The organism is Caballeronia pedi (genome assembly GCF_001544915.2).
Lineage (GTDB): Bacteria > Pseudomonadota > Gammaproteobacteria > Burkholderiales > Burkholderiaceae > Caballeronia > Caballeronia pedi.
In genome coordinates this window covers 21,203-43,107 of sequence record NZ_FCOE02000040.1, presented here as the reverse complement: position 1 = coordinate 43,107, position 21,905 = coordinate 21,203, and the positions used below count along the sequence as shown (strand labels likewise).

Below are 21,905 nucleotides of genomic sequence, written 5' to 3'. Positions count from 1 at the left end.
TGCGTGCGTAGTCTTGTCGATTGACCGGCTGCCTGTTCGTTGTAGGGTAGAGAGCCGCGCCAGACCGGCGCGCCTCATTTACTACATGGAGCCGATATGTCCACTTCCGCCGTCAAGCCGATTCCCGAAGGCATGCATACGCTGACCCCGCACCTCGTCTGCGCGGGCGCCGCCGATGCGATCGAGTTCTACAAGCGCGCGTTCGGCGCCGTCGAACTGGGCCGCCTGCCCGGACCGGACGGCAAGCTCATGCACGCGATGGTGAAGATCGGCGATTCGACCCTGATGCTCGTCGATGAATTTCCGCAATTTGGCTCGGTCGGTCCGAAGGAACTGAAGGGATCGCCGGTCACGATCCACCTGTATGTCGAAGACGTCGACGCCACCGTGAAGCAGGCCGAAAGCGCCGGTGCGAAAGTGACGATGCCCGTCGCCGACATGTTCTGGGGCGACCGCTACGGGCGCCTGGAAGACCCGTTCGGCCATCAATGGTCGGTCGCGACGCACGTGCGCGACGTTGCGCCGGAAGAAATGAAGCAGGCGATGGGACAACAGCCGTGCGCGTGACGCGCGATTCCACGATTCCACGAACGGAGACCCGCACATGAACAAGATTTCCCCTTGTCTATGGTTCGCCGACGCCAACGCCGAGGAGGCGGTGAACTACTATGTCGGCATATTCAGGAGCGCGCGCATCACGGAGATCATGCGCCATACCGAATCGAGCCCCGGCCCGGTCGGCAGCGTGCTCGCCATTCTGTTCGAACTCGAAGGCGAGGCGTTCCTGGCGCTGAACGGCAACACGGATTTCAAATTCTCGCCGGCATTGTCGATGTTCATCAAGTGCGAAACGCAAGAAGAAATCGACCATTACTGGGACAAGCTGCTGGACGGCGGCCAGTCGCTGGCGTGCGGCTGGCTCACCGATCGCTACGGCGTGACGTGGCAGATCGCGCCGAGGCGTCTGCTCGCGATGCTGCAGGACCCCGATCCGGCAAAGGCCGATCGCACGATGCACGCGATGCGGCAGATGATCAAGCTGGATATCGTGGAGCTGGACCGGGCGTACAACGGCGCGTGATGCGCTTGCGCTAGGCGGCGCGCTTGCGGGGTTTGCGCTCCACCAGCTTCGCCGCCATGAACCGGTGATCGCGCGAGAACAGCCGCCGATACGTCATCAGAACGGCCCCGACCACGCCGAGCCCGGAAGCCGCCGCGATCAGAAACATGATGACGATCTGATAGCGCACCGCCTGCAACGGCGACTGCCCGGCGAGCACCTGGCCGGTCATCATGCCGGGCAGGCTGACGAGGCCGACCACGGTCATCTGATTCAAGGTGGGAATCATGCCCGCGCGCACGGCCTGGCGCGCGGGTCCCTGCGCCGCTTCCCAGCGCGATGCGCCGAGCGCGAGCGACATCTCGACCGCCGCGCGCCCGGCGGTCAGTTCCTCCGTCATGCGCTCGATGCCGAGCGACACCCCCGTCAGCGTGTTGCCGAGGATCATGCCGAGAATCGGAATCGCATATTGCGGTTCGTACCACGGATGAATCCGGATCACGACGAACAGCCCGAACGCGCCGATCAGCCACGAACTGGCCCAGATCGACACGATGCTGTCCGCGCGCTGTCCCGCGTAGGTGCGCCGTCCGCGATCCGAAGCCGCAAAGCCGGCGATGACCGTCATCAACGCCATCAGCGGCAGCACGACATACCAGCGATTGAACGCGAACACCCAGCCGAGCACATAGCCGACCAAAAGCAGCTGCACGATGGTCCTGATCGCGGCGACCAGCAGCTTGCGCTCGAGCCCGAGATTGAGCGCAACCGACAGCGCGCCATTCACGACGATCAGCGCCGCCGCCAGACCGATGTCGACGAGACCGAGGTCCTGATAACCGTTCATCGTGTGCCCTCGCCGAGTACGCCCGCGTTCATCGTCAGATGACGCGTGGCGACGCGTTCCGCCTGCGCCGGATCATGCGATACCCAGATGCAAGCGCGTTCGGGATCTGCGTCGAACCATGCGCAGACGAGCGCTTCGATCGAGCGCGCCGAAGCCGGATCGAGCGATGCGGTCGGTTCGTCGAGCAGCAATACATCGGGTGCGAGTTGCAGCACGCGCACGAGCGCGGCGATCTGCGCCTCGCCGCCGGAAAGATCGCCGGCGAGCTTGTCGAGGAAGTCGGCGCCGCGTCCGGCGGATTGTGCCAGCCGCGTCGCGGTGTCGCGATCGAAGTGTGCATCGCAATACGTCTTGAGCGTGAACGGATAGCGCAGATTGTCCTCGACGGTTCCGTCGAGCATCGCGGGCCGCTGCGCGATATACGCGACGCGCCTTCGATAAGCCGGTATCCGCGCCCGCGCGATGCGCTCGCCGCGCCATGAGACGTATCCGGCGTCGCTCGCATCGAGCAGCGCGAGCGTGCGCAGGAAGACGCTCTTGCCCGAGCCGGACGGCCCGGTGATCGACGCGCGCTGGCCCGCGTAGAGCGCGAAGTCCGTCGGGTGCAGAAGCGTCGTGGCGCGCACGGCGTCACGGCGCACGATGCCGTGCGCCGCGACCAGTTCGATCGAAGGCGTGAAAGCAGGCGATGTCGCGTCGGGCATCGTTCTCGTGGGGCTGGTTTTTATAAGCGGACATCTTACGGACATTCGGCGCTCGGCGGGCACACTATGTGCTGCCGCACCCATAATCAGTAAAACGGATGGAGCCGTCATGGTGCAGGCCCGCACGACCGGAAAAATCGGAAGGATCGTCGCATGGTTTTTTGCCGTTCTGGCGGTTCTGATCGCAATACTGGTGGTCATCTTCCTGACCTTCGACTGGAACCGGCTGAGGCCTTGGGTGGATGACAAAGTGTCGGAGGCGATCGGACGGCGCTTCGAAATTACCGGCGATCTGAAAGTCGGCTGGCATCGTCCGCCGAACGAGACGGGCTGGAAGCGCTGGGTGCCGTGGCCGCGTTTTTCCGCCGAAAAGATCACCATCGCGAATCCGGACTGGACGCGCGAAAAATTCTTCGCGACGCTCGATGAGATCGACTTTCAGGTAGCCGTGCTGCCGCTGCTCGCCCATGACATCGTGATTCCGGCGATCAACCTCGTGAATCCGTCGATCGACATCGAGCGGCTCGAGGACAATCGCAACAACTGGACTTTCAAGTTCAAGCAGTCGACCGAGCCGTCGACGTGGAATCTGAAGCTCGGCGACATCTCGCTCGCGAAGGGCACGATCAGCATTTCCGATCAGGTGACGAAGGCCGAGATGCAGGTCGTCGTCGATACGCTCGGCCAGCCCGTGCCGATCGGCGATGTGATGAAGCAGCAGGAGGCGGCGTCGGCGAAATCGTCGGCGGAGATGGTCGGCAAGAGCGGCGCGGCAAAGCTCAACAAGCAGGCCGACGCGGCCGCGGCCTCCGAAGCGTCGGCGGCATCGGCTGCGTCGGCGGCTGCGGCGGCGAATGCATCGGCGCCGAATCCGGCGAGCGTGTCGGCGAACGCCAGCATCACGACCAAGGAAGGGCCGAAGCCGCCCATTCCTCCTTACGCGTTCGGCTGGACCGTGAAGGGCACCTACAACGGCGGCAAGGTTTCGGGCGACGGCAAGCTCGGCGGCGTGCTCGCCGTGCAGGACGCGCAGCGGCCGTTCCCCGTGCAGGCCGACGTGCGTCTCGGCGATACGCATATCGCGTTCGTCGGCACGGTGACCGATCCCGCGCATCTCGCCGCGCTCGATCTGCGGCTGTGGATTCAGGCTGTGAGCATGGCGCATCTCTATCCGTTCACCGGCGTAACGCTGCCTGAAACGCCGCCGTTCGCGACCGAAGGGCGCCTGACCGGCCAGTTCCGCGAGGACGGCAACGTGTTCCACTACGAGAACTTCACGGGACGCGTGGGCGGCAGTGACATCAATGGTTCGCTCGTCTATGCGGGCAGGAAGCCGCGTCCGCTGCTCAAGGGCGAACTGGTATCGCATCTGTTGCAGTTCAAGGATCTCGCGCCGATCATCGGTGCCGATTCGAACGCGAGCAAAGCCAAGCGCGGTGAGAAGGAAAAGCAACCGTCGTCGAAGGCGCTGCCGACCGAGGAGTTCAAGACCGATCGCTGGAAGTCCATCGACGCCGATGTGAAGTTCACCGGCCAACGCATCATCAAGGACCCGGACCTGCCGATCACCGACCTGTACACGCACGTCCTGATGACCGACGGCGTGCTGTCGTTCGAGCCGCTCAAGTTCGGCGTGGCGGGCGGGTCGATTGCAACCAACATTCATCTCGATGGCAGCGCGGCGCCGCTGAAAGGACGCGTATCGGCGCAGGCACGGCATCTCAAGCTGAAGCAGCTGTTCCCGACCGTGAAGACGATGCAATCGGCGCTCGGCGAGGTCAATGGCGACGCCGCGCTTTCCGCGACCGGCAATTCGCCTGCGGCGCTCGCGGCGTCATCGAATGGCGAGGTGAAGGCGCTGATCACGGAGGGCACGGTAAGCCGGCTCTATATGGAGGCGGCTGGGTTGAACGTGGCGAACGTCGTGTACGAGAAGCTCTTCGGCAAACGCGACGTGAACATCAACTGCGCGGCGGCGGATTTCGTCGTGACCGATGGCGTGCTCGATTCGCGCGTCTTCGCGCTCGATACGGACGATGCGGTCATCAACGTCGACGGCACCATCAACATGAAGACCGAGGATATGGATCTGGGCATTCATCCGCATACGAAGGGCTTCCGCGTGTTTTCACTGCGCTCGCCGCTGTATGTGAAGGGCACGTTGAAGGATCCGAAGGTTGGGGTGAGCGTCGGGGCGCTCGCGGTGCGTGGTGGCGCGATGGTCGGGCTGGGGCTCATCAATCCGTTCGCGGCGCTGATTCCGCTGATCGCGCCGAGCAACAACAAGCCGCTGCCTTGCCAGCAGATGCTCGCCGACATGAGCAAGGCGCCGAGCGCGCCGCCGGCGGGGCAGAAGGAAAAGGCGAAGGCGGCGCCGGCTTATATGTCGTCGGGCGCGGCGGCGGCCAAGGGAGCAACGAAGCCGGTCGCGCCCGCTCCGGCGAGCGCTGCGCAGTATCGGGGCAGTTGAGCTAGTTGTCCCCAGCAATTGGGGAGCACCCTGTTGAAAACGTGCCGGGAAGTGGGCTCAGTGTTTGACGTGGAAGGGATAGTTGCCGGCGCTAGATGATGCGCCACTCCTTGCATGACTTATCCCCAGTGCAAGGGGACAGGGCTGTGGAAAACCGCTTGGCGACTTAATTAGTTTCTTGATTTGACTCGAAAAACCCGGCGTGATGCGGATCGCGCCGGGTTTCTGCTCGCGCGAGGCGGCTGGAGGGACGCGTGATTCCTGGCGGTGGTTCTTCGCCAATGCTGCTCTGAGGGCGGACGAACAACTGGTCCTGGATTGTCTTTCTCGCTGACTGCGTAAATCGATGATAAGTTCTACGGTAATTTGGCGAGTAACCGATCGATGTATGACGGTGGCAGACTGATTGCACCGAAAGCTTCCGAATCACCATCCTGATATAAGAACTTTTGATTTTCCCAAAGAGTCACGGGTAACTCGCCGAAATCAATCACGGTTCGTTCGGCTACCAATTGCTTCGTTACCAAATCATTCAGTCGGATCGTATAGTGTCGGCCAGAAAGACACAGATGTGCGACGTATCGATTGTCAGGTGAATGCTCGGCGGTACAACGCGTTTCATCGATGAGGCTTCTTAGCATGGCTTTATGGCGGTAGTTCCATCCGGCACCAGCGATAACGATGAGAACCATGGCGGCGGCTGAGTGCTTGACTGCTGCGCGCCAGCCCCTGGGTAACGAACAGAGAGCTACGACAAGTACGACAAAAAGGGCCAACAGGATTAGGTAGAACACGCCCAACGTGCGAGTGAAGTCAGCCATATCAGAGCGTTACCTCCAGTGGGGGATCAAAATTTACGACTCTCAAGTCCGAGAAAATGACGAAATCGCCGCCACGGTGGTGTTTATTTTGCCAGTCTCGGAATGAACTATTTCGAATCGGGTAGTAAACGTTTCCTGCCTTCCGCGCGTTGCCTATCGATACAGCCGATTCGAACCAGTCGTCGTCGATAGGCAGGGAAATCGAAGGGATGTTAAGCGCGGTAAGCACATTATCCCGAGGTACTAGAATGACACCTTTCTTGCTCCAATGACCGAGATATTGCGAAACCTCCCCGGTGGCGTCGGTAAAAGTATAGTTATCCTTTACATAGATAAATACGCTGTATATGAACGCTGTTGGTGGGCCGATTTTTCGAATGTGGAATTCCCGTGGTGCGGCATAGAAATTAAATGAACCCAGCGCCCCAGTCAGGTCGTCAGGAAAAGACTCGTCCTTGTGAAAGAGTGCTTTCGCCGATTTGAGCTTGTCGATCCATGTCCCTTCCACTGCGCTGAATTGGAATTGGAACTGTTGGTGCAATTTGAGCATGTCTTCTTTGCATATCTCATTGGTTATAACTGAGAATGAACTTTGAAAAGGAGCTATTTTCTTACGAAAAACACGCATCGCAGCGGGCGAGGTTAGAACTTCCCTTGAACAAAGTATGTTAAATGCTTCCCTTGCACGTGCGAACTTAAGTAACCAATTTAGGGTAATGGTTGTAGTGTCGAACATACTGGCAGGATATGGTTGCCCGTCCTGATTGATAAGGACGCGTTCATCGTCCTGCGTAGGCGAATAATTCAACTGGCCTGCGAACCACCGCTCCATGAGCTTGGCCGATACAGGCATATTGGCTAAACGCATCGCGGCGGGGATTTCCTGGATATCAAAGGGCGGCAACGGTTCTTCCTGAACTTCTTTCCTTTTGGAGGAATCGTCACCGAACTCGCACACTGGCGGCTCTTGATTATGTGAAACGGAAACGTCATAGACTGGATTGCATCCTTCTCGTTGTTTCCAGTCAAGAAAGGAATTCGTTTTCCAATATGAAAGCTCGCATGTACCTATACGCATGTAGATGACTCTGTTACACGGGGAAACGTCACGAAAAAACCCCGCGTGAAGCGGGGCAAATACTTTTATCAACAGTGCAGGCCGTCGCTAGTTCGACGGGCCTACCCGATTAGCTTGAAGGCGCCTTCCAGGAAAAGGAATACGGCTTTTCCTAACTTGTTTGCCCCGACTTCACGAGCTGTCCGCGAGGGTCTTGCCCGCGTCGTCGGCGCTTAGATTTGTTATTTGTAGTTCGATGAGTTGCATGGTCTGTTGTTCGCTGAAAGACCCCTTATGGGGTGATTGCGGGAACAACTATGGGGACATTGCGGGCCGTATACAACCTGTCTGAAACGCCGAAATTTCAACAACTTAGTTGTTCTACTACAAGGTAGGGAGGTGCTGCACAACAACAGAAATCTGTCCACAGTTTCTGTGGACATTCGTGTCGAAAAGCCTCGCGCAATCACGCTAAGTGTTTGGTGAATAACGATTTGTCAGACCTGCGAAAATCCGCGCGACGCAACCGCCACCACTAGATCGAAATCCCCGGTCCACCATTGCTGCCCAGCAACTGCTCGACCGAATCCGCGTCCTCGTAATCCTGTTCCGGCAAGCCATCGAACACGGTAATCACATCGTTCGATACCCCCGCTTCGCGCGCCGCATCGACGATCGCGTCCTTGTTCGCGGGATACTTCACCAGGCGCAGCACCTGCGCAATCTCATCGTCGATCGGCTCGTCGTTCAAGGCGTGTTTTGCGTTCGCGTCGGTCATTGCGAGATCCAAAAATTGAAAGAAGGGCTCGTCAGGTCTGCACCTGGATCGGCTGGCTCGCCATGCCATGACTCGGCGTGCGCGACTTCGGCAGCGGCACGTGACGCCAGCGCGCATGATCGAGATCCTGCGCCGCGACTTCCGGCGCGGGCGGCGAGACAGGCGCGGCATTCACACGCAACGCGGCGCGCGTCGCGGCAGCGGTGGCCGTGGCGTCATCCGTCGAACTCGTGTGCAGCGGCGCGGCATAGCACGAGACCGAAACCAGGGCCATCGACAACAACGTTGAGGTCTTCATCGGGCAACCCCTCCTCACGGAAGCAGCGACAAGCACCAAGCAAAGCCTATGCCGATGCATCGTTACGCTGCTCGCCGTGCGCGCCGGTCCATCCGGACGATACGCGCACGGGCGCGACGAGTGGGCGTCGCGCGGACGTATTTCGAGTGAAATGTGAAGTTGATCCGGCTCGCGCAAGACACGCGCGCACGCGTCGTTGCGCGCCGCGAAATTGCACGGCTGCGCAGTTTCAGCGCGACGTCGGGTTCAAACGGAAGTATGCGTCCAGAAGCGAGGTTTTGTACACGACGCCGAGCAGCAGCGGCTGGGTCTTTTTCTCGATCACCGGCAACCGCTCGCCCTGAAACGCGAGGAAGTGTTGCAGCGCCTCGCCGAGCGACATGTCAGGCGTGAGCACGTCGAATTGCGGCTGAAGGTAGTCCGCGGCGGTCTTGGTTTTGGTGTCGTGCTCGTCGAGCAAGTCGGAGGTGATGTCCTTCAGCGCGACCACGCCGCGAAAGCGCTCGCCTTCATCGACCACGTAGAGATACTTCACAGGATATTCGAGGAACACGCGCGTCATGTCCTTGATGTTCGCGGATAGCGGCACGACGGTATCGGCGGGTTTGACGAGTTCGCGCATCTGCGTCGCGGCGAGACGCACACGCTCTTTCTCCTCACGATTGCGGCGCAGCGTGACTTCGTACATCGAGGTCTGCTCGGACGTGCGCGCGATGAAGTATGCAATCACGCACGAGAGCATCAGCGGCAGCATCACCTGGTACGAGAGCGTCATCTCGAAAATCATCAGGATCGCCATGAGCGGCGCGTGCGTGGCGGCGGCGAGAAACGCGCCCATGCCGACCATCGCGTAGGCGAAGGGCGCGGACGTGTGATCCGGCCAGATCGCGTGAACGCCGATGCCGTAAAGGCAGCCGAGCACCGCGCCGACGAAGAGCGTCGGCGTGAAAATACCGCCCACCGCGCCCGAACCCGCCGTGGCCGCCGTCGCGATGAGCTTGAAGACGAGCACGGTCAAGAGCGCGCCCCATGTCCACGGCTCGTGCAGCAGCGAATTCACGACTTCGTAACCGTTGCCCCAGACCTCAGGCCACCAGATCGAGATCACGCCGACGATCAGTCCGCCCAGCGCGAGGCGCACGGGCAGGGGCAAGGGAAGCGTCGAGAAGCGTTTTTTCGATGCCGAGAGCAACCTCAGGAAGTACGGCGCGAGCACGCCGCACAGCAGCCCGAGCACGACAAACAGCAGCACTTCGACACCCGTGATAGCCGGGAACACCGGCATCTCGTACGGCGGATGATAGCCGGCGAATTCGCGCATCGTGATATTGGCGACGACCGACGAGACGACGATCGGCCCGAAGCTTTCCATGGCCATCGAGCCGAGCACGAGTTCGGTGACGAAGAACGCGCCGGCGATGGGCGCGTTGTACGCCGACGTGATGCCGGCCGCCGCGCCGCACGCGACGAGCAGCCGCAGGCGCGGCGGATCGAAGTGCACCCAGCGGCCGATGAGCGACGAGACGAGCGCGGCGAGCTGGACCATCGAGCCTTCGCGGCCGATGGAGCCGCCGCTCGAAATCGTGATGAGCGAGGACAGGCTGCGCCACAGGCTCTGCCACACGGGCACCACGCCGTCGCCGATCGTGACGGCTTCCATGTAGTCCGTCGTGGCGTTCTTGCTGGCGCGCTTGCGGGCGATCAGCAGACAGAAGCCCGCGATCAGCCCGCCCGCCGCCGGCAGCAGGATGCGTACAGGCCAGGGCAACTCGCGCGCGAGTGCGACGAGCCCTTCGGAATGATTGCCCAGAAGATGCTGCAAGAGCTGAATGCCTTCGCGAAAGACGGAAGTCGCGAAGGCGCCCGCCACGCCGACGACGACCGCCCAGACGAGCATCGTATGCGAGTCCGAGAGACGGAAGAGCCGTTGCGCGCGTGTACGGAGCTTGAGCAGGAATGAGAGCACTTTTGCGAAATCGTGGAAAGCTTAGAAGGAAACGGAATAAGGGAGTCGCAAGGATAGCATTGCGCCGTCGCGCTGCGGCGCGCGTGCGGCGGGCGCAAAAAAGCCCGGCGCGCGCGGCCGGGCTGCATTCGTTGCGCCGGACGTCACCACTTCGGCGCGAACGGCGGATTCGCGTGGCGTTTGCCTTCGTCGAGCGCATCGATTTTCGCGATGTCGTCGGCGTCGAGCTTGAGCGTCTGCGCGTCCCAGTTGGCCTGCTGATGCGCCGGATTCGTCGATGCCGAGAGCACCACGATATTCCGCGACAACAGCCATGCGAACGTGACCTGCGCGGGCGTCGCGCCGTGCTTTTCCGCAATGGCTTTGAGCGTCGCGTCCGTATGCGCGCGGCCTTCGCCGAGCGGCATGTACGCGGTCACCTTCACGCCGAGCTGCTGCGTCGCATCGACGAGCTTGCGGTTCGCGAGAAACGGGCTCACTTCGAACTGGTTCGTGACGATGTCCTTGCCGCCCGGCGCGTTCAGCGCTTCTTCGAGCAGCGGCGCGGTGAAGTTCGACACGCCGTAATGACGGATCAGGCCGAGCTTCTGCGCTTCCTGCATTGCCGCCAGCGTTTCGGCGATCGGCACCGCGCCGTCGGGCGACGGCCAGTGCACGAGCGCGAGATCGATCGTGCCGATATCGAGCTTCGCGTGACTGTCCTTCAGGCTCGCGACGAGCGCATCGCGCGAAAGCCGCTCCCACCAGACTTTCGTCGTGACCCAGATGTCGTCGCGCGGCACGCCCGAGTCGCGCACGCCCTGGCCGACGGCGGCCTCGTTGTTGTAGTACTGCGCGGTGTCGATATGCCGATAGCCGATCTGCAACGCGCTTTTCACGGCGTTCGTGGTCTTCGCGGCATCGACGCGGAACGTGCCGAGACCGAAGGAAGGAATCGTTTCTACCATGCTGGCTCCTGGGTTTGCGTTTGGGGTTTCAAGCGTCCTGATCGAGTTCGGGATAGTGCCTGAAAATGCCCGATTCGTTGAACGGGATGCGCCGTTCCGAATCGACATACGCCGCGATGTTCGGTCTTTGCAGCACCGCGTCGTGAATCGCCGCGACGCGCGGATACTGCGTGCCGAACTTCTTCATCGCACGCGGGAAGGCGTAGTGCAGTCCATCGACGATCTGGAAGATCGAAAGATCGACGTAAGTCGTGGTATCGCCGATCATTTGCGTGTCGCCGTGCGGATTCTGTTTCAGCACGCGCTCGAAGTAGTTCATGAACTTGGGCACGCGCTTGTCGAGAAAGCTCTGCGTGCGGATTTTCGCAGCGTCCTTCTGATCTTCGTAATAGAGATCGGTGGCAAGCGGATGATGCGTGTCGTGCACTTCGGTCACGAAATCGGCGATCGTCAGTTGCAGACCATGCGCGACATAGCGCAGGCCTTCGTCTTTCGGCGCGAGTTCGAGCCTGGGCCCGAGATACAGGAGAATGTTGGCGACGTGCGGCACGATCAGCTCGCCGTCCTTCAGGAACGGCGGCGCGAACGGGATATGCGGCTCGGTCTTGCTGTTCAGGACTTTCATCATCGCGTCGGTGCCGTAGCCGCTCTTTTTCGATGCGCGCGCGACATCGATGTACTGTGCGCCGGCATCTTCCAGCGCGAGCCGCACGAATTCGCCGCGGCCCTGCAAACGGTCCCAGTAATGAAGTTCGTAAGCCATGAGAAAGGGCTCCTGGTTGGGGCATGCCGCGTTCGCGGCGACATGCGAGTGTGCGCTTTTTCGATGAAGCGGCGAGCAACACACGTTCCCGTCGTGCGATAACGCCATGAATCGCCGCAGATCGTGCAAAATCGATGTTTTGCGTTTTCGACGTAGCGGAGAAGGGATGGACAAGCAAGGCTTCACCACAGGCATCGTTCACGGCGACAGAACCGTCGGCGTCGAGCACGGCGGCGTGCGCCAGCCGATCCACACCTCGGTCCAGTACGGATTCGAGCGCGTGGAGGATCTGATCGGCGTGTTCCAGGGCACGAAGAAGGGCGGCTTCAATTACGCGCGTCAGGGCACGCCCACTACCGCCGCGCTCGAACGCAAGATCACGGGTCTCGAAGAAGGCGTCGGGTCGATCTGCTTCAGCACCGGCATGGCGGGGCTGACTGCCGTGTTCCTCACGTTGCTGCGCGCGGGCGATCATCTCGTGTCGAGCCGCTACGTGTTCGGCAACACCAACAGCCTTTTCGGCACGCTGCGAACGCTCGGCATCGAAGTGACGATGGTCGACGCCACCTCCGCCGAAAACGTCGCGAACGCGATCAAGCCGAACACGCGCATGGTGTTCGTCGAAACCATCGCGAATCCGGGCACGCAGATTCCCGATCTGAAGGGCATCGGCGAGCTGTGCGGCGAGCGCGGGCTCGCATATGTCGTCGACAACACGATCACGTCGCCCGCGCTGTTCAGGCCGAAAACGGTCGGCGCGAGTCTCGTCGTCAATTCGCTCACGAAGACCATCGCCGGGCATGGCGCGGCGCTCGGCGGCGCGGTGACGGACACGGGCCTGTTCGACTGGAGCGCGTATCCGAACATCGCCGATGAATATCGCCGCTCGCCGTCGAAGGAGCAAGGGCTTCTGCAGATTCGCAAGAAGGGCCTGCGCGACATGGGCGCGTCGCTGTCGTCGGAGCAGGCGCATTCGATCGCGATGGGCGCGGAAACGCTCGCGCTGCGCGTCGCGAAGTGCAGCGAGAACGCGCTCGCCCTCGCGCAGTTTCTGGAACGGCACGAGGCCATCGGGCGCGTGTTCTATCCGGGGCTGAAGAGTCATCCGCAGTATGAGATCGCGCAGACGCTGTTCAAGGGCGCGTCGTGGCTGCTGTCGTTCGAGCTGCGCAATGCGGAGCGCATGATCGACGTGGTCAATGCGCTGCAACTGCCGGTCAAGGCGACCGGTCTGGGCGATACGCGCACGCTGATCATCCCCGTCGCGCCGACGATCTTCTTCGAGGCCGGCCCGGAAGTGCGCAAGTCGATGGGCATTTCGGACGGCATGCTGCGGCTGTCCGCCGGCATCGAGGATATCGACGACCTCATCGCCGATTTCGATCAGGCGCTGAAGCTCGCGGCGTGAGCCTCACGAAGCGCGCGCGTAGTAGATATTCTGCGGATGCCGCGCTTCGGCGAAGAAGAACCATCGCTCGGCGACGAGCCCGAGATACTGCGTGACCGACGCAAGGCAGAACAGCGCGACGGACTGCGTGCTGATGCCGAGCAGCATCAGCACGAATGGCACGCCGAACGCGCCGACCAGAAACGTCCACTTGATGCGCGCAATCGCTTCGGGCGATCGTCCATGAAAGAACTCGCGCAGATTGAACGCGCCCGCCGTGAAGCCGCGCGATTTCTGCACGACGTTCGACCCCTTGATGCCCGTCGCGCTCTGCACGGTCGACTTCGGCCGCAGACGCGCGTTGCGCTTCAACGCAGCGACGCGCGTCGCGCAGCCCGCGAGCGTCAACGTACATGCGCAAGCCGCAAGCCCCGCTGCGAGCGACGGTGCCAGCCACGCGGCGCATGCCGTCGCGAGCGTGAATCCTGACGCGCAGCCGAGCAGCACGAAGTTGACCATCGTGAGCGGCGTCGCCCATTCCTGCAGGAAGCGCAGGCACGCGTAGATCATCGCGGTGCAGACGAACAGCGCCGCCGACGCAATCACGCCGATCACGCCGATCGCAAGCGACCACGGCGCCCCCAGCCAGTGCGCGATGCCATACAGCGCGGCGCACCCGAGAAACGCGGGCAGACACAGACATTCGCGCGACAGCCACGACGTGCGCCACATCGCGATGGCGCGCCACGCGCGCTCGGGATGCCCGAGGTGAAAGAACGAAGCGATCAGCCCAAGCACGCCGAGCACGACCGACAAGGCCGCGCCGACGACAAAGAACATCTGCGCGGGCGCTCCGGTCAAACCGAGCTTCGCGAACGCTTCGACGCCGACGAGCGCGATCAGCAAGCCCTGCGCGGCGCCACTCAAGGTCGTGAGAAACACGACGGAAAACGCGGGTTTCATGTTTGACTCCGATGAAAGATCAGACGCGCACGGCCATCGACGCGAGATTCAGGTCGCCGTGCGCTTCGAGCGCTTCGGTGTTTTCCTGACTGTGGCAACCGCACGATCCGCCGCTGCCACACGCGTTCACCGGACGTCGCGGCAAATAATGGTTCGCGGGCTTCGTCTCCCATTCGGGCATCAACTGATAGCCGCCGCGTTCCTCGATCGCTTTCGAGACGACCGACTCGGGATCGTGGATATCGCCGAACAGCCGCGCCGATGTGGGACACGCGAGCACGCACGCCGGTTTGCGGTCGCGTTCGGGCAGCGCCTCGTTGTAGATGCGATCCGCGCACAGCGTGCACTTCGTCATCTCCTTGCGCTCTTCGTCGAGTTCGCGCGCGCCGTAGGGACACGCCCACGCGCAGTACTTGCAGCCGATGCACTTGTCGAAGTCCACGAGCACGAGTCCGTCTTCCTTGCGCTTGTAGCTCGCGCCGGTCGGACAGACGGGCACGCACGGCGGGTCCTCGCAGTGCAGGCACGACTTCGGAAAATGAATCGTGTCGGCGAGCGGAAACTCGCCCGCTTCGTAGGTCTGAACGCGATTGAAGAACGTGCCGGAGGGATCGGCGTCGTAAGGGCGCTGATCGGCGAGACTGCCCGCTTCACCGGACGTGTTCCACTCCTTGCAACTCGTCACGCACGCGTGGCATCCGACGCAGACGTTCAAATCGATCACCAGGGCCATTTGAGTCATGATGGTCTCCTTTCAGTTCTGGTTGCTCGTGTTTCGCTTGAGGACGTTGCGCAAGCGCGCCGCGAACTCGCCGCGTCCGGCGAAATAGGTCTGCACGACGCGTTGCACCGCTCCCGTCATGCCGGGCGCTGCCTGCATCGGCGCGAATTGCGGGAGCGTGTGGCGCGCATCGGCCTCGGCGGGATAGACGCGCACGCGCACGTCGTACCACGCCGCCTGTCCCGTGATCGGGTCCGAATTGGAGAAGCGCATGCCTTCGCGCTCCGACGCCGGAAGCTCGTCCGTGATGAGGTGATTGAGCAGGAAGCCACGTTGCGATTCGTTGGCGTCGGGACCGAGGCTCCACGCGCCCGACGCCTTGCCGATCGCGTTCCACGTCCACACCGTGCCCGGCTCGACCGCTTCGCTGTAACGCGCCATGCAGCGCACCTTGCCCCATTGCGATTCGACGTAAATCCAGCCGCCATCCTCGATGCCGTTCGCCTTCGCCATGCGCGGGTTCATGAACAGCATGTTCTCGCCGTGGATCTGCCGCAGCCACGCGTTCTGCGAATCCCACGAGTGATACATCGCCATCGGGCGCTGCGTGACGGCCGCGAGCGGGTATCGATCCAGATTCGTCGTATCGAGTTCGAGCGGCGCGTACCAGAACGGCAGCGGATCGAAATACTGCTCGATGCGCGCGCGCAGATGATCGGGCGGCTGCCTGCCTTGCGTGCGGCCCTGCGCGGCGAGGCGGAACTTCTGCATCACGTCGGAATAGAGCTGGATCAGGATCGGCTCGCCGAACTTGCGAAAACCCTTGTCGACGGCGAATTGCAGATACGGCCCGTTGCAGTTGCGCATGTATTGCAGCGACTCGGGCAGGGTGTAGTGATAAACGCAATCGTGCTTCGCGTACTCTTCCCACTGGTTCGGATTCGGCTCGCCGACGAGCGCGTCCTTGCCGTCCTTGCCGCGCCAGCCGATCAGAAAGCCAACGCCCGACCCCGGCGCGGTCTGATGATTGACGATGAAATCCGGATAGTCGCGATACTTGCGCGCGCCTTCGGGCGTCGTGAAGGCGGGTAGCTTGAGCCGGCTGCCGAGTTCGACCAGCACTTCCTGAAACGGCCGGCATTCGCCCGTGCGCGGCACGACCGGCACGCGCACCGAATCGACGGGACCGTCGAACTCGGAGATCGGGCGATCGAGCATCGACATCGCATCATGGCGTTCGAGGTAGGTCGTGTCGGGCAGGATGAGATCGGCGAACGCGGTCATCTCCGACTGGAACGCATCGCACACGACAATGAACGGAATCCTGTACTCGCCGTTGTCGTTCCTGTCGGCGAGCATCTTGCGCACTTCCATCGTGTTCATCGACGAGTTCCAGGCCATGTTGGCCATGAAGATCATCAATGTGTCGATGGGATAAGGATCGCCGCGCCACGCGTTCGTGATGACGCTGTGCATCACGCCGTGCACCGCGAGCGGATATTCCCACGAGAACGCCTTGTCGATGCGTACGGGCGTGCCGTCGTCGTGAATGAACAGATCCTCGGGCGCGGCGGGCCAGCCGAGCGGGCCGCTCGCGAGCGGCGTATTCGGTTTGACCTGATCGGGATGATTCGGCGGTTTCGCCGATGGCGGCACCGCGCGCGGAAACGGCGACTTGTGCCGGAAGCCGCCCGGGCGGTCGATCGTGCCGAGCAGCGACATCAGCACCGCCAGCGCGCGGATCGACTGGAAGCCGTTCGAGTGCGCGGCAAGCCCGCGCATCGCGTGGAAGGCGATGGGGTTGCCGGTCACGGTGTCGTGCTTCTTGCCCCACGAATCGGTCCATTCGATCGGCAGCGTGATCTTGTGATCGCGGCTCGTCTGGATCATTTCGGCGGCGAGACGCTTGATCGTCGCGGCGGGAATGCCGGTGATGTCAGCGGCCCATTCGGGCGTGCACGATGCCACTTGCTCGCGCAGCAGCGCGAAGGAGGGCGTGACGGGCGTGCCGTCGTCGAGCGTATAGCGGCCGTCGAGCGCGGGTTCGGCGTCTTCGGCGTGATGCGGGACCGCGCGATTCGTCTTCGTGTCCCACCACAGATGATTCTGCGGAAAGAGCGCGTTGGATTCGGGCGCGTCGCCGTTTTTCACGAAGAGGCCGAACTTGTCGCTCGTTTCGTTCGTGTCGAGCAGCTCGGCCGCGTTGGTGTAGCGCGTGACGAACTCGTGATCCCAGGCGTCGGCGGCGATCAGTTCGTGAATCAGCGCCATGAAGAGCGCGCCATCGGTGCCGGGGCGAATCGGCACCCATTCGTCGGCGATGGCCGCGTAGCCCGTGCGCACCGGATTGATCGCGATGAAGCGGCCGCCCGCGCGCTTGAACTTCGACAGGGCGATCTTGAGCGGATTCGAATGATGATCTTCCGCCGTGCCGATCATGAAGAAGAGCTTCGCGCGATCGAGATCGGGGCCGCCGAATTCCCAGAACGAGCCGCCGATCGTGTAGATCATGCCGGCCGCCATGTTGGCCGAGCAGAAGCCGCCGTGCGCCGCGTAATTGGGCGTGCCGAAATTTTTCGCGAAGAGGCCGGTGAGCGCCTGCATCTGGTCGCGGCCCGTGAACAGAGCGAATTTTTTCGGATCGGTGGCGCGCAGATGCGCGAGACGTTTTTCGAGCGTGTCGAGCGCGACCTCCCAGGAGACGGGCTCGAACTGCGCCTCGCCGCGCAGTGCGCCGGGTTTTCGCATCAGCGGCTGCGTGAGGCGCGCGGGCGAGTACTGCTTCATGATGCCCGACGCGCCTTTCGCGCAGATCACGCCTTGATTGAGCGGATGGTTCGGATTGCCGTCGATGTAGCGGACTTCGCCGTCGCGCAGATGCACGCGGATGCCGCAGCGGCATGCGCACATGTAGCACGTCGTGGTCTTGACATCGAGCTTCTCGTTCTGGGTGCGAGCGCCGTGTTCCATGAGTGCTCCTTCAAAAACGATTTCGCGCGAGAGGGGACGTCTCGCGCGATTTGCTACTTCAAGGCATCGGTCAGCCGAACAGCTTTTCGACGCCGAGTGTGATCGCCAGGCCGCCGCCGATCAGCCACACATACAGGATCGCGCCAGTGGCAAGAGCACGCGGGCCGGCTTCGCGAATCTGCGCGATGCGCGTTTCCATGCCGAGCGCGGTCATGGCCATCGTGAGGGCGAAGGTGTCGAGCATGTTGATCGTGCTCGTTGCGGTATCGGGCAGCACGTGCAGCGAATTCACGATGACGAGCGCGAGAAAGCCGAGCGCGAACCAGGGCACCGCGATCTTGCCTTTGCCTTGCGCCGCATCGCCGGCACGCGAACGGTTGATCCAGAAGCCGATCACGAGCAGCACCGGAACCAGCAGCATCACGCGCGTCATCTTGACGATGGTAGCGATGTGCGTCGCCTCCGGGCTCACATTGCTCGCCGCGCCGACGACCTGCGCCACTTCGTGGATGGTGCCGCCGAAAAACAGGCCCGCGCCGAGCGTATCGAGATGCAGCCAGCCGGCGTTGAGCGCGAGCGGGTAGAGGAACATCGAGAGCGTGCCGAACAGCACGACGCTGCCGACGGCCATCGCGCTCTTGTGCGGCTTCGATTGCAAGGTCGATTCGAAGGCGAGCACCGCGGCCGCGCCGCAGATCGCGCTGCCGGCCGCCGTGAGGAGCGCCGTGTCGCGATCGAGCTTCATGAGTTTCATGCCGGCCCACGTGCCGATCACGAGCGTGCTGACAACCACCAGCACCGACACCGTGAAACCCGACACGCCGACTTGCGCAATTTCCTGCAGACTCACCCGCAGTCCGAAGAACGCAACCGCGATGCGCAGGAGTTTGCGCGCGGAGAAGTTGACGCCGGCGGCCCAGCTATCGGGCATGCCGTGGCGCAGCGCGTTACCGTAGATCGCACCCGCGACGATGCCGACGATCAGCGGACTGATCCCCAGTCCGGCGATGGCGGGCAGGGAGGCGAGCCGCGTGACCGCTGCGGCGAACAACGCGACGAAAAGAATGCCGTTGAGCTGTCCTCGCGTGGAGGACGCGGCTGGCGCGAGAGGGCGGGCGGACTGAAGCGTGGACATGAGGGAACCCGTTGGTAAGTTGGATACGTCGATGGGCTAATCCTATTCTCGATATATGAATATGAAAAATCGTGATTTAGAATGTCATGTATCGGCTAAAGTGATACTTACGACAGATGACCCCGGAACAACTGATAACTTTCGCAACAGTCGCGGAGCACGGCAACATCAGCCGGGCTGCGGTGGCGCTGCATCTGTCGCAGCCAGCCGTGTCGGGCCAGTTGCGGCTGCTGCAGGAGGAATTCGGCGAGCCGCTATATCAGCGCGACGGCCGCGGCGTGCGTCTGACCGCCGCCGGTGAACAGTTGCTCGGCCATGCGGAGCGACTGCGCGAAACCTTCCGCGCGGCGCATGCGCTGCGGGATGCATTGCGCGGACTGGAGCGCGGCACGCTGCGGATCGGCGCGAGCACGACGCCCGCGAGCTATCTGCTGCCATATCTGATCGCGGCGTTTCACAAGCGTTTTCCGGAAGTCGTCGTGACGACCATCGACGGCAATACGGCCGATATCGTCGCGGCGCTCGGTTCGCTGGATATCGCGCTGGTCGAAGGCTCGCCCGGCGGCGATCTGCCGCTCGGCACGACGGTTACGTCATGGCGCGAGGACGAGATCGTCGCAATCCTGCCGAACGGCCACCCGCTCGCGGGCAGCGGCGATTCGGTCACGTTGGAAGCGTTGAGCGAGCATCCCCTCGTGCTGCGCGAGCCGGGCTCGGGCGTGCGGCAGATCATCGAGCGCGCGTTCGCCGAGAGCGACGCGCCCATGCGCGTCGCGATCGAAATCGCGGGCGTGGAGGGCGTGAAGGAAGCGGTGCGCGCGGGCATGGGCATCGGCTTCGTTTCGGCGATGTCGATCCGGCACGAGGACAGCGCGTTGCAGCGCATGCGCATCGCGCCGCAGCCCCTCACGCGACGGTTTTCGATCCTGCTGCCGCACGCGGCGACACCTTCGCGCGTTGCGGCGCGTTTCCTCGAATTGTGCGAAGAGCCGGGTTTGCTCGGCTAGGGAATTCCACTATGGCGCGTCGATAGCGGTCTGACGCACCATTCGTTCTCAACACGGGCGCTGCGGCGTCCTTTTTGAAAAACATTTATGGAACCGGTTCCAAGGCGATTTTGGGACCGAAACTGATACCCGATGCAAGCAAACCCGATTTCCGAGATCGATCAGAAGGGCGCCGAAGTCGTGATCGTCGCGAGCGCGTTCGGCGCGGATGCGATCCGGCGCGATGGCCACGCCGTATGGGCTGCCGCTGCGGCGCGCGCGGGCGCGGATGGCTTCGAGGTGCGCCGCGAGTTGTTCGCAAGCGATGCCGATGCAGACCTGGAAGCGTTGGCGCAACTAGGCGAACGTATCCGCGCGCAGGGCTTGTGGGCCGTGTATTCGACGCCCGCCGCGCTGTTCCGCGACGACGGCGCGCTCGATGCCGACGCGCTTCGGCTCGCCATCGACGAAGCAGCGGCGCTCGGCGCGCGCATCGTGAAGCTGCAATTGGGTGGCACTGCGAGCAGCGTCACGACCGATCCGGCCACGCTCGATCGCCTGATGACGGCAATCGCGGCGTCGAAGGCACGCGTCGTCGTGGAAAACGGGCAACCGAAGGCGGGCGGCTCCATCGGCGCGTTCGACGCGCTTTTCGCCGCGCTGCCGGCAGGAAGCGGCCTCGCGATGACGTTCGACACCGGCAACTGGCACTGGGCCGAACAGGACCCGCTCGACGCCGCGAAGCGCCTCGCGCCGCATGTGGCCTATGTGCATTGCAAGGCGGTGATGGGCGAGGGCGCGCGCCGTTTCGCCGCCGCGCCCGCGAACGGCGACGCGCGTTTCGCGACGCTGCTTGCGCATTTGCCGGGCGATGTGCCGCGCGGCATCGAATATCCGTTCATCCCCGCCGCCGATGTCTCGCTCGACGCCGACGCCGCACGCCAGGTCGCGCGCATCTCGGCATTTTGAGCGGCATTTTGAATTAAGCATTTTGCATTCAGCATTCATCTGCAAAGGACCCGACATGCAAGCCAAGCCTGAAGCTCTCGACGTCGTCACCTACGGCGAAGCGATGACGATGTTCGTCGCGGCCGTCACCGGCGATCTCGCGAAGGCCGGTCAATTCACCAAGCGCGTCGCGGGCGCGGACCTGAACGTCGCGATCGGCCTGTCGCGGCTCGGCTTCAAGGTGGGCTGGATGAGCCGCGTCGGCAACGATTCATTCGGGCGTTACGTGCTGGACGTGCTCGCCGCCGAGGGCATCGACGCGCGCCGCGTCACGATCGACGAGCGTTTTCCGACCGGCTTTCAGCTCAAGGGCAAGTGCGAGGACGGCAGCGATCCGGCGGTCGAATACTTCCGCAAGGGTTCGGCCGCGAGCCACCTTTCGCTCGACGATTACGCCGCCGACTACGTGCTCGGCGCGCGTCATCTGCATCTGACGGGCGTCGCGCCCGCGATTTCCGCGACCTCGCGCGAACTCGCGTTTCACATGGCCCGCGAAATGCGTGCCGCAGGTAAGACCATCTCGTTCGATCCGAACCTGCGCCCGACGCTCTGGCCGTCGCGCGAGGCGATGGCCGAAGCGCTCAACGCGCTCGCCGCGCTCGCCGACTGGGTGTTGCCGGGCGTGTCCGAGGGCCTGACGCTCACGGGCTACGCGAAGCCGGAAGATATCGCCGCGTTCTACCTCGACCGGGGCGCGAAGGGCGTCGTCGTGAAGCTGGGCGCGCACGGCGCGTACTTCCGCACGGCGGACGGCGATGCGGGCATCGTGCCGGGCGTGCCGGTCGTCGATGTCGTCGATACGGTCGGCGCGGGTGATGGCTTCGCGGTCGGCGTCGTCAGCGCGCTGCTCGAAGGGCGCGACGTGCGCCATGCGATCGCGCGTGGCAACCGCATCGGCGCGCTGGCGATTCAGGTGATCGGCGACAGCGAAGGACTGCCGACGCGCGCCGCGCTCGACCTGCTCGAAGTACAGGATTCCAACGACAAGACGGCCAAAGCCGCGTTCGATCTGGCCTGAAGCCAG

The 21,905-nt window shown here is 62.8% G+C and carries 20 protein-coding genes; 7 read left to right on the top strand and 13 right to left on the bottom strand.

Annotated elements, in window-relative coordinates; all coding sequences use genetic code 11:
- Positions 1–96: 96 nt before the first annotated feature.
- On the top strand, positions 97–567 hold the full coding sequence (locus AWB80_RS35040) for a VOC family protein (protein WP_061179232.1): 471 nt from the start codon (positions 97–99) through the stop codon (positions 565–567).
- A 37-nt stretch (positions 568–604) separates the two neighbouring features.
- On the top strand, positions 605–1,081 hold the full coding sequence (locus tag AWB80_RS35035; protein ID WP_061179231.1) for a VOC family protein: 477 nt from the start codon (positions 605–607) through the stop codon (positions 1,079–1,081).
- 10 nt (positions 1,082–1,091) lie between these two features.
- On the opposite strand, the gene AWB80_RS35030 is transcribed toward AWB80_RS35035, so the two are convergent.
- Entirely contained in the window at positions 1,092–1,907 is an 816-nt protein-coding gene (locus tag AWB80_RS35030; RefSeq protein WP_061179230.1) for an ABC transporter permease, read from the bottom strand.
- Entirely contained in the window at positions 1,904–2,611 is a 708-nt protein-coding gene (locus tag AWB80_RS35025) for an ABC transporter ATP-binding protein (protein WP_061179229.1), read from the bottom strand. The genes AWB80_RS35030 and AWB80_RS35025 overlap by 4 nt, the downstream gene beginning before the upstream one ends.
- A 109-nt stretch (positions 2,612–2,720) precedes the next feature.
- Here AWB80_RS35025 and AWB80_RS35020 point away from each other — a divergent pair, with 109 nt between their 5' ends.
- On the top strand, positions 2,721–5,081 hold the full coding sequence (locus AWB80_RS35020) for an AsmA family protein (RefSeq protein ID WP_061179228.1): 2,361 nt from the start codon (positions 2,721–2,723) through the stop codon (positions 5,079–5,081).
- Between the two features lie 356 nt (positions 5,082–5,437).
- Here AWB80_RS35020 and AWB80_RS35015 read toward each other — a convergent pair whose 3' ends face one another.
- From AWB80_RS35015 to AWB80_RS34985, 7 genes are all read right to left on the bottom strand, one after another.
- Positions 5,438–5,902, bottom strand: coding sequence for a hypothetical protein (locus tag AWB80_RS35015; protein WP_061179227.1), 465 nt, complete (start codon positions 5,900–5,902; stop codon positions 5,438–5,440).
- Position 5,903: 1 nt separating this feature from the next.
- On the bottom strand, positions 5,904–6,980 hold the full coding sequence (locus AWB80_RS35010; protein WP_143328193.1) for a DUF6402 family protein: 1,077 nt from the start codon (positions 6,978–6,980) through the stop codon (positions 5,904–5,906).
- 514 nt (positions 6,981–7,494) lie between these two features.
- Positions 7,495–7,737 carry a DUF2795 domain-containing protein gene (locus tag AWB80_RS35005; RefSeq protein WP_061179225.1) on the bottom strand — a complete coding sequence of 81 codons (243 nt, stop codon included), beginning with the start codon at positions 7,735–7,737 and terminating at the stop codon, positions 7,495–7,497.
- Between the two features lie 31 nt (positions 7,738–7,768).
- Complete coding sequence (locus AWB80_RS35000) at positions 7,769–8,035, bottom strand: hypothetical protein (protein WP_061179224.1); 267 nt, start codon at positions 8,033–8,035, stop codon at positions 7,769–7,771.
- 229 nt (positions 8,036–8,264) lie between these two features.
- Complete coding sequence (locus AWB80_RS34995) at positions 8,265–10,001, bottom strand: ClcB-like voltage-gated chloride channel protein (protein WP_061179223.1); 1,737 nt, start codon at positions 9,999–10,001, stop codon at positions 8,265–8,267.
- Positions 10,002–10,144: 143 nt separating this feature from the next.
- Entirely contained in the window at positions 10,145–10,948 is an 804-nt protein-coding gene (locus AWB80_RS34990) for an aldo/keto reductase (RefSeq protein WP_061179222.1), read from the bottom strand.
- Between the two features lie 28 nt (positions 10,949–10,976).
- Positions 10,977–11,711: a glutathione S-transferase gene (locus AWB80_RS34985; RefSeq protein ID WP_061179259.1), complete on the bottom strand. Its 735-nt coding sequence runs from the start codon at positions 11,709–11,711 to the stop codon at positions 10,977–10,979.
- 166 nt (positions 11,712–11,877) lie between these two features.
- On the opposite strand from AWB80_RS34985, the gene AWB80_RS34980 reads away from it, so the two are divergent.
- Positions 11,878–13,119 (top strand): cystathionine gamma-synthase family protein, encoded by a 1,242-nt coding sequence (locus AWB80_RS34980; protein WP_061179221.1) that lies wholly within the window; start codon positions 11,878–11,880, stop codon positions 13,117–13,119.
- A gap of 3 nt (positions 13,120–13,122) precedes the next feature.
- On the opposite strand, the gene AWB80_RS34975 is transcribed toward AWB80_RS34980, so the two are convergent.
- From AWB80_RS34975 to AWB80_RS34960, 4 genes are all read right to left on the bottom strand, one after another.
- Positions 13,123–14,061, bottom strand: coding sequence for a dimethyl sulfoxide reductase anchor subunit family protein (locus AWB80_RS34975; protein ID WP_061179220.1), 939 nt, complete (start codon positions 14,059–14,061; stop codon positions 13,123–13,125).
- A gap of 19 nt (positions 14,062–14,080) precedes the next feature.
- The gene (locus AWB80_RS34970; RefSeq protein ID WP_061179219.1) at positions 14,081–14,803 is read right to left on the bottom strand and encodes a 4Fe-4S dicluster domain-containing protein; all 723 of its coding nucleotides are present in this window, start codon (positions 14,801–14,803) and stop codon (positions 14,081–14,083) included.
- A gap of 12 nt (positions 14,804–14,815) precedes the next feature.
- Positions 14,816–17,752, bottom strand: a complete 2,937-nt coding sequence (locus tag AWB80_RS34965) for a molybdopterin oxidoreductase family protein (RefSeq protein WP_061179218.1) — start codon at positions 17,750–17,752, stop codon at positions 14,816–14,818.
- A gap of 70 nt (positions 17,753–17,822) precedes the next feature.
- Positions 17,823–18,887 carry a YeiH family protein gene (locus AWB80_RS34960; RefSeq protein ID WP_061179217.1) on the bottom strand — a complete coding sequence of 355 codons (1,065 nt, stop codon included), beginning with the start codon at positions 18,885–18,887 and terminating at the stop codon, positions 17,823–17,825.
- 116 nt (positions 18,888–19,003) lie between these two features.
- On the opposite strand from AWB80_RS34960, the gene AWB80_RS34955 reads away from it, so the two are divergent.
- From AWB80_RS34955 to AWB80_RS34945, 3 genes are all read left to right on the top strand, one after another.
- A complete protein-coding gene (locus tag AWB80_RS34955) occupies positions 19,004–19,894 on the top strand; it encodes a LysR family transcriptional regulator (protein WP_061179216.1) in 891 nt (296 codons plus the stop codon).
- Between the two features lie 132 nt (positions 19,895–20,026).
- Entirely contained in the window at positions 20,027–20,842 is an 816-nt protein-coding gene (locus AWB80_RS34950) for a sugar phosphate isomerase/epimerase family protein (protein ID WP_061179215.1), read from the top strand.
- A 55-nt stretch (positions 20,843–20,897) separates the two neighbouring features.
- On the top strand, positions 20,898–21,899 hold the full coding sequence (locus AWB80_RS34945) for a sugar kinase (RefSeq protein ID WP_061179214.1): 1,002 nt from the start codon (positions 20,898–20,900) through the stop codon (positions 21,897–21,899).
- Positions 21,900–21,905: the final 6 nt, after the last annotated feature.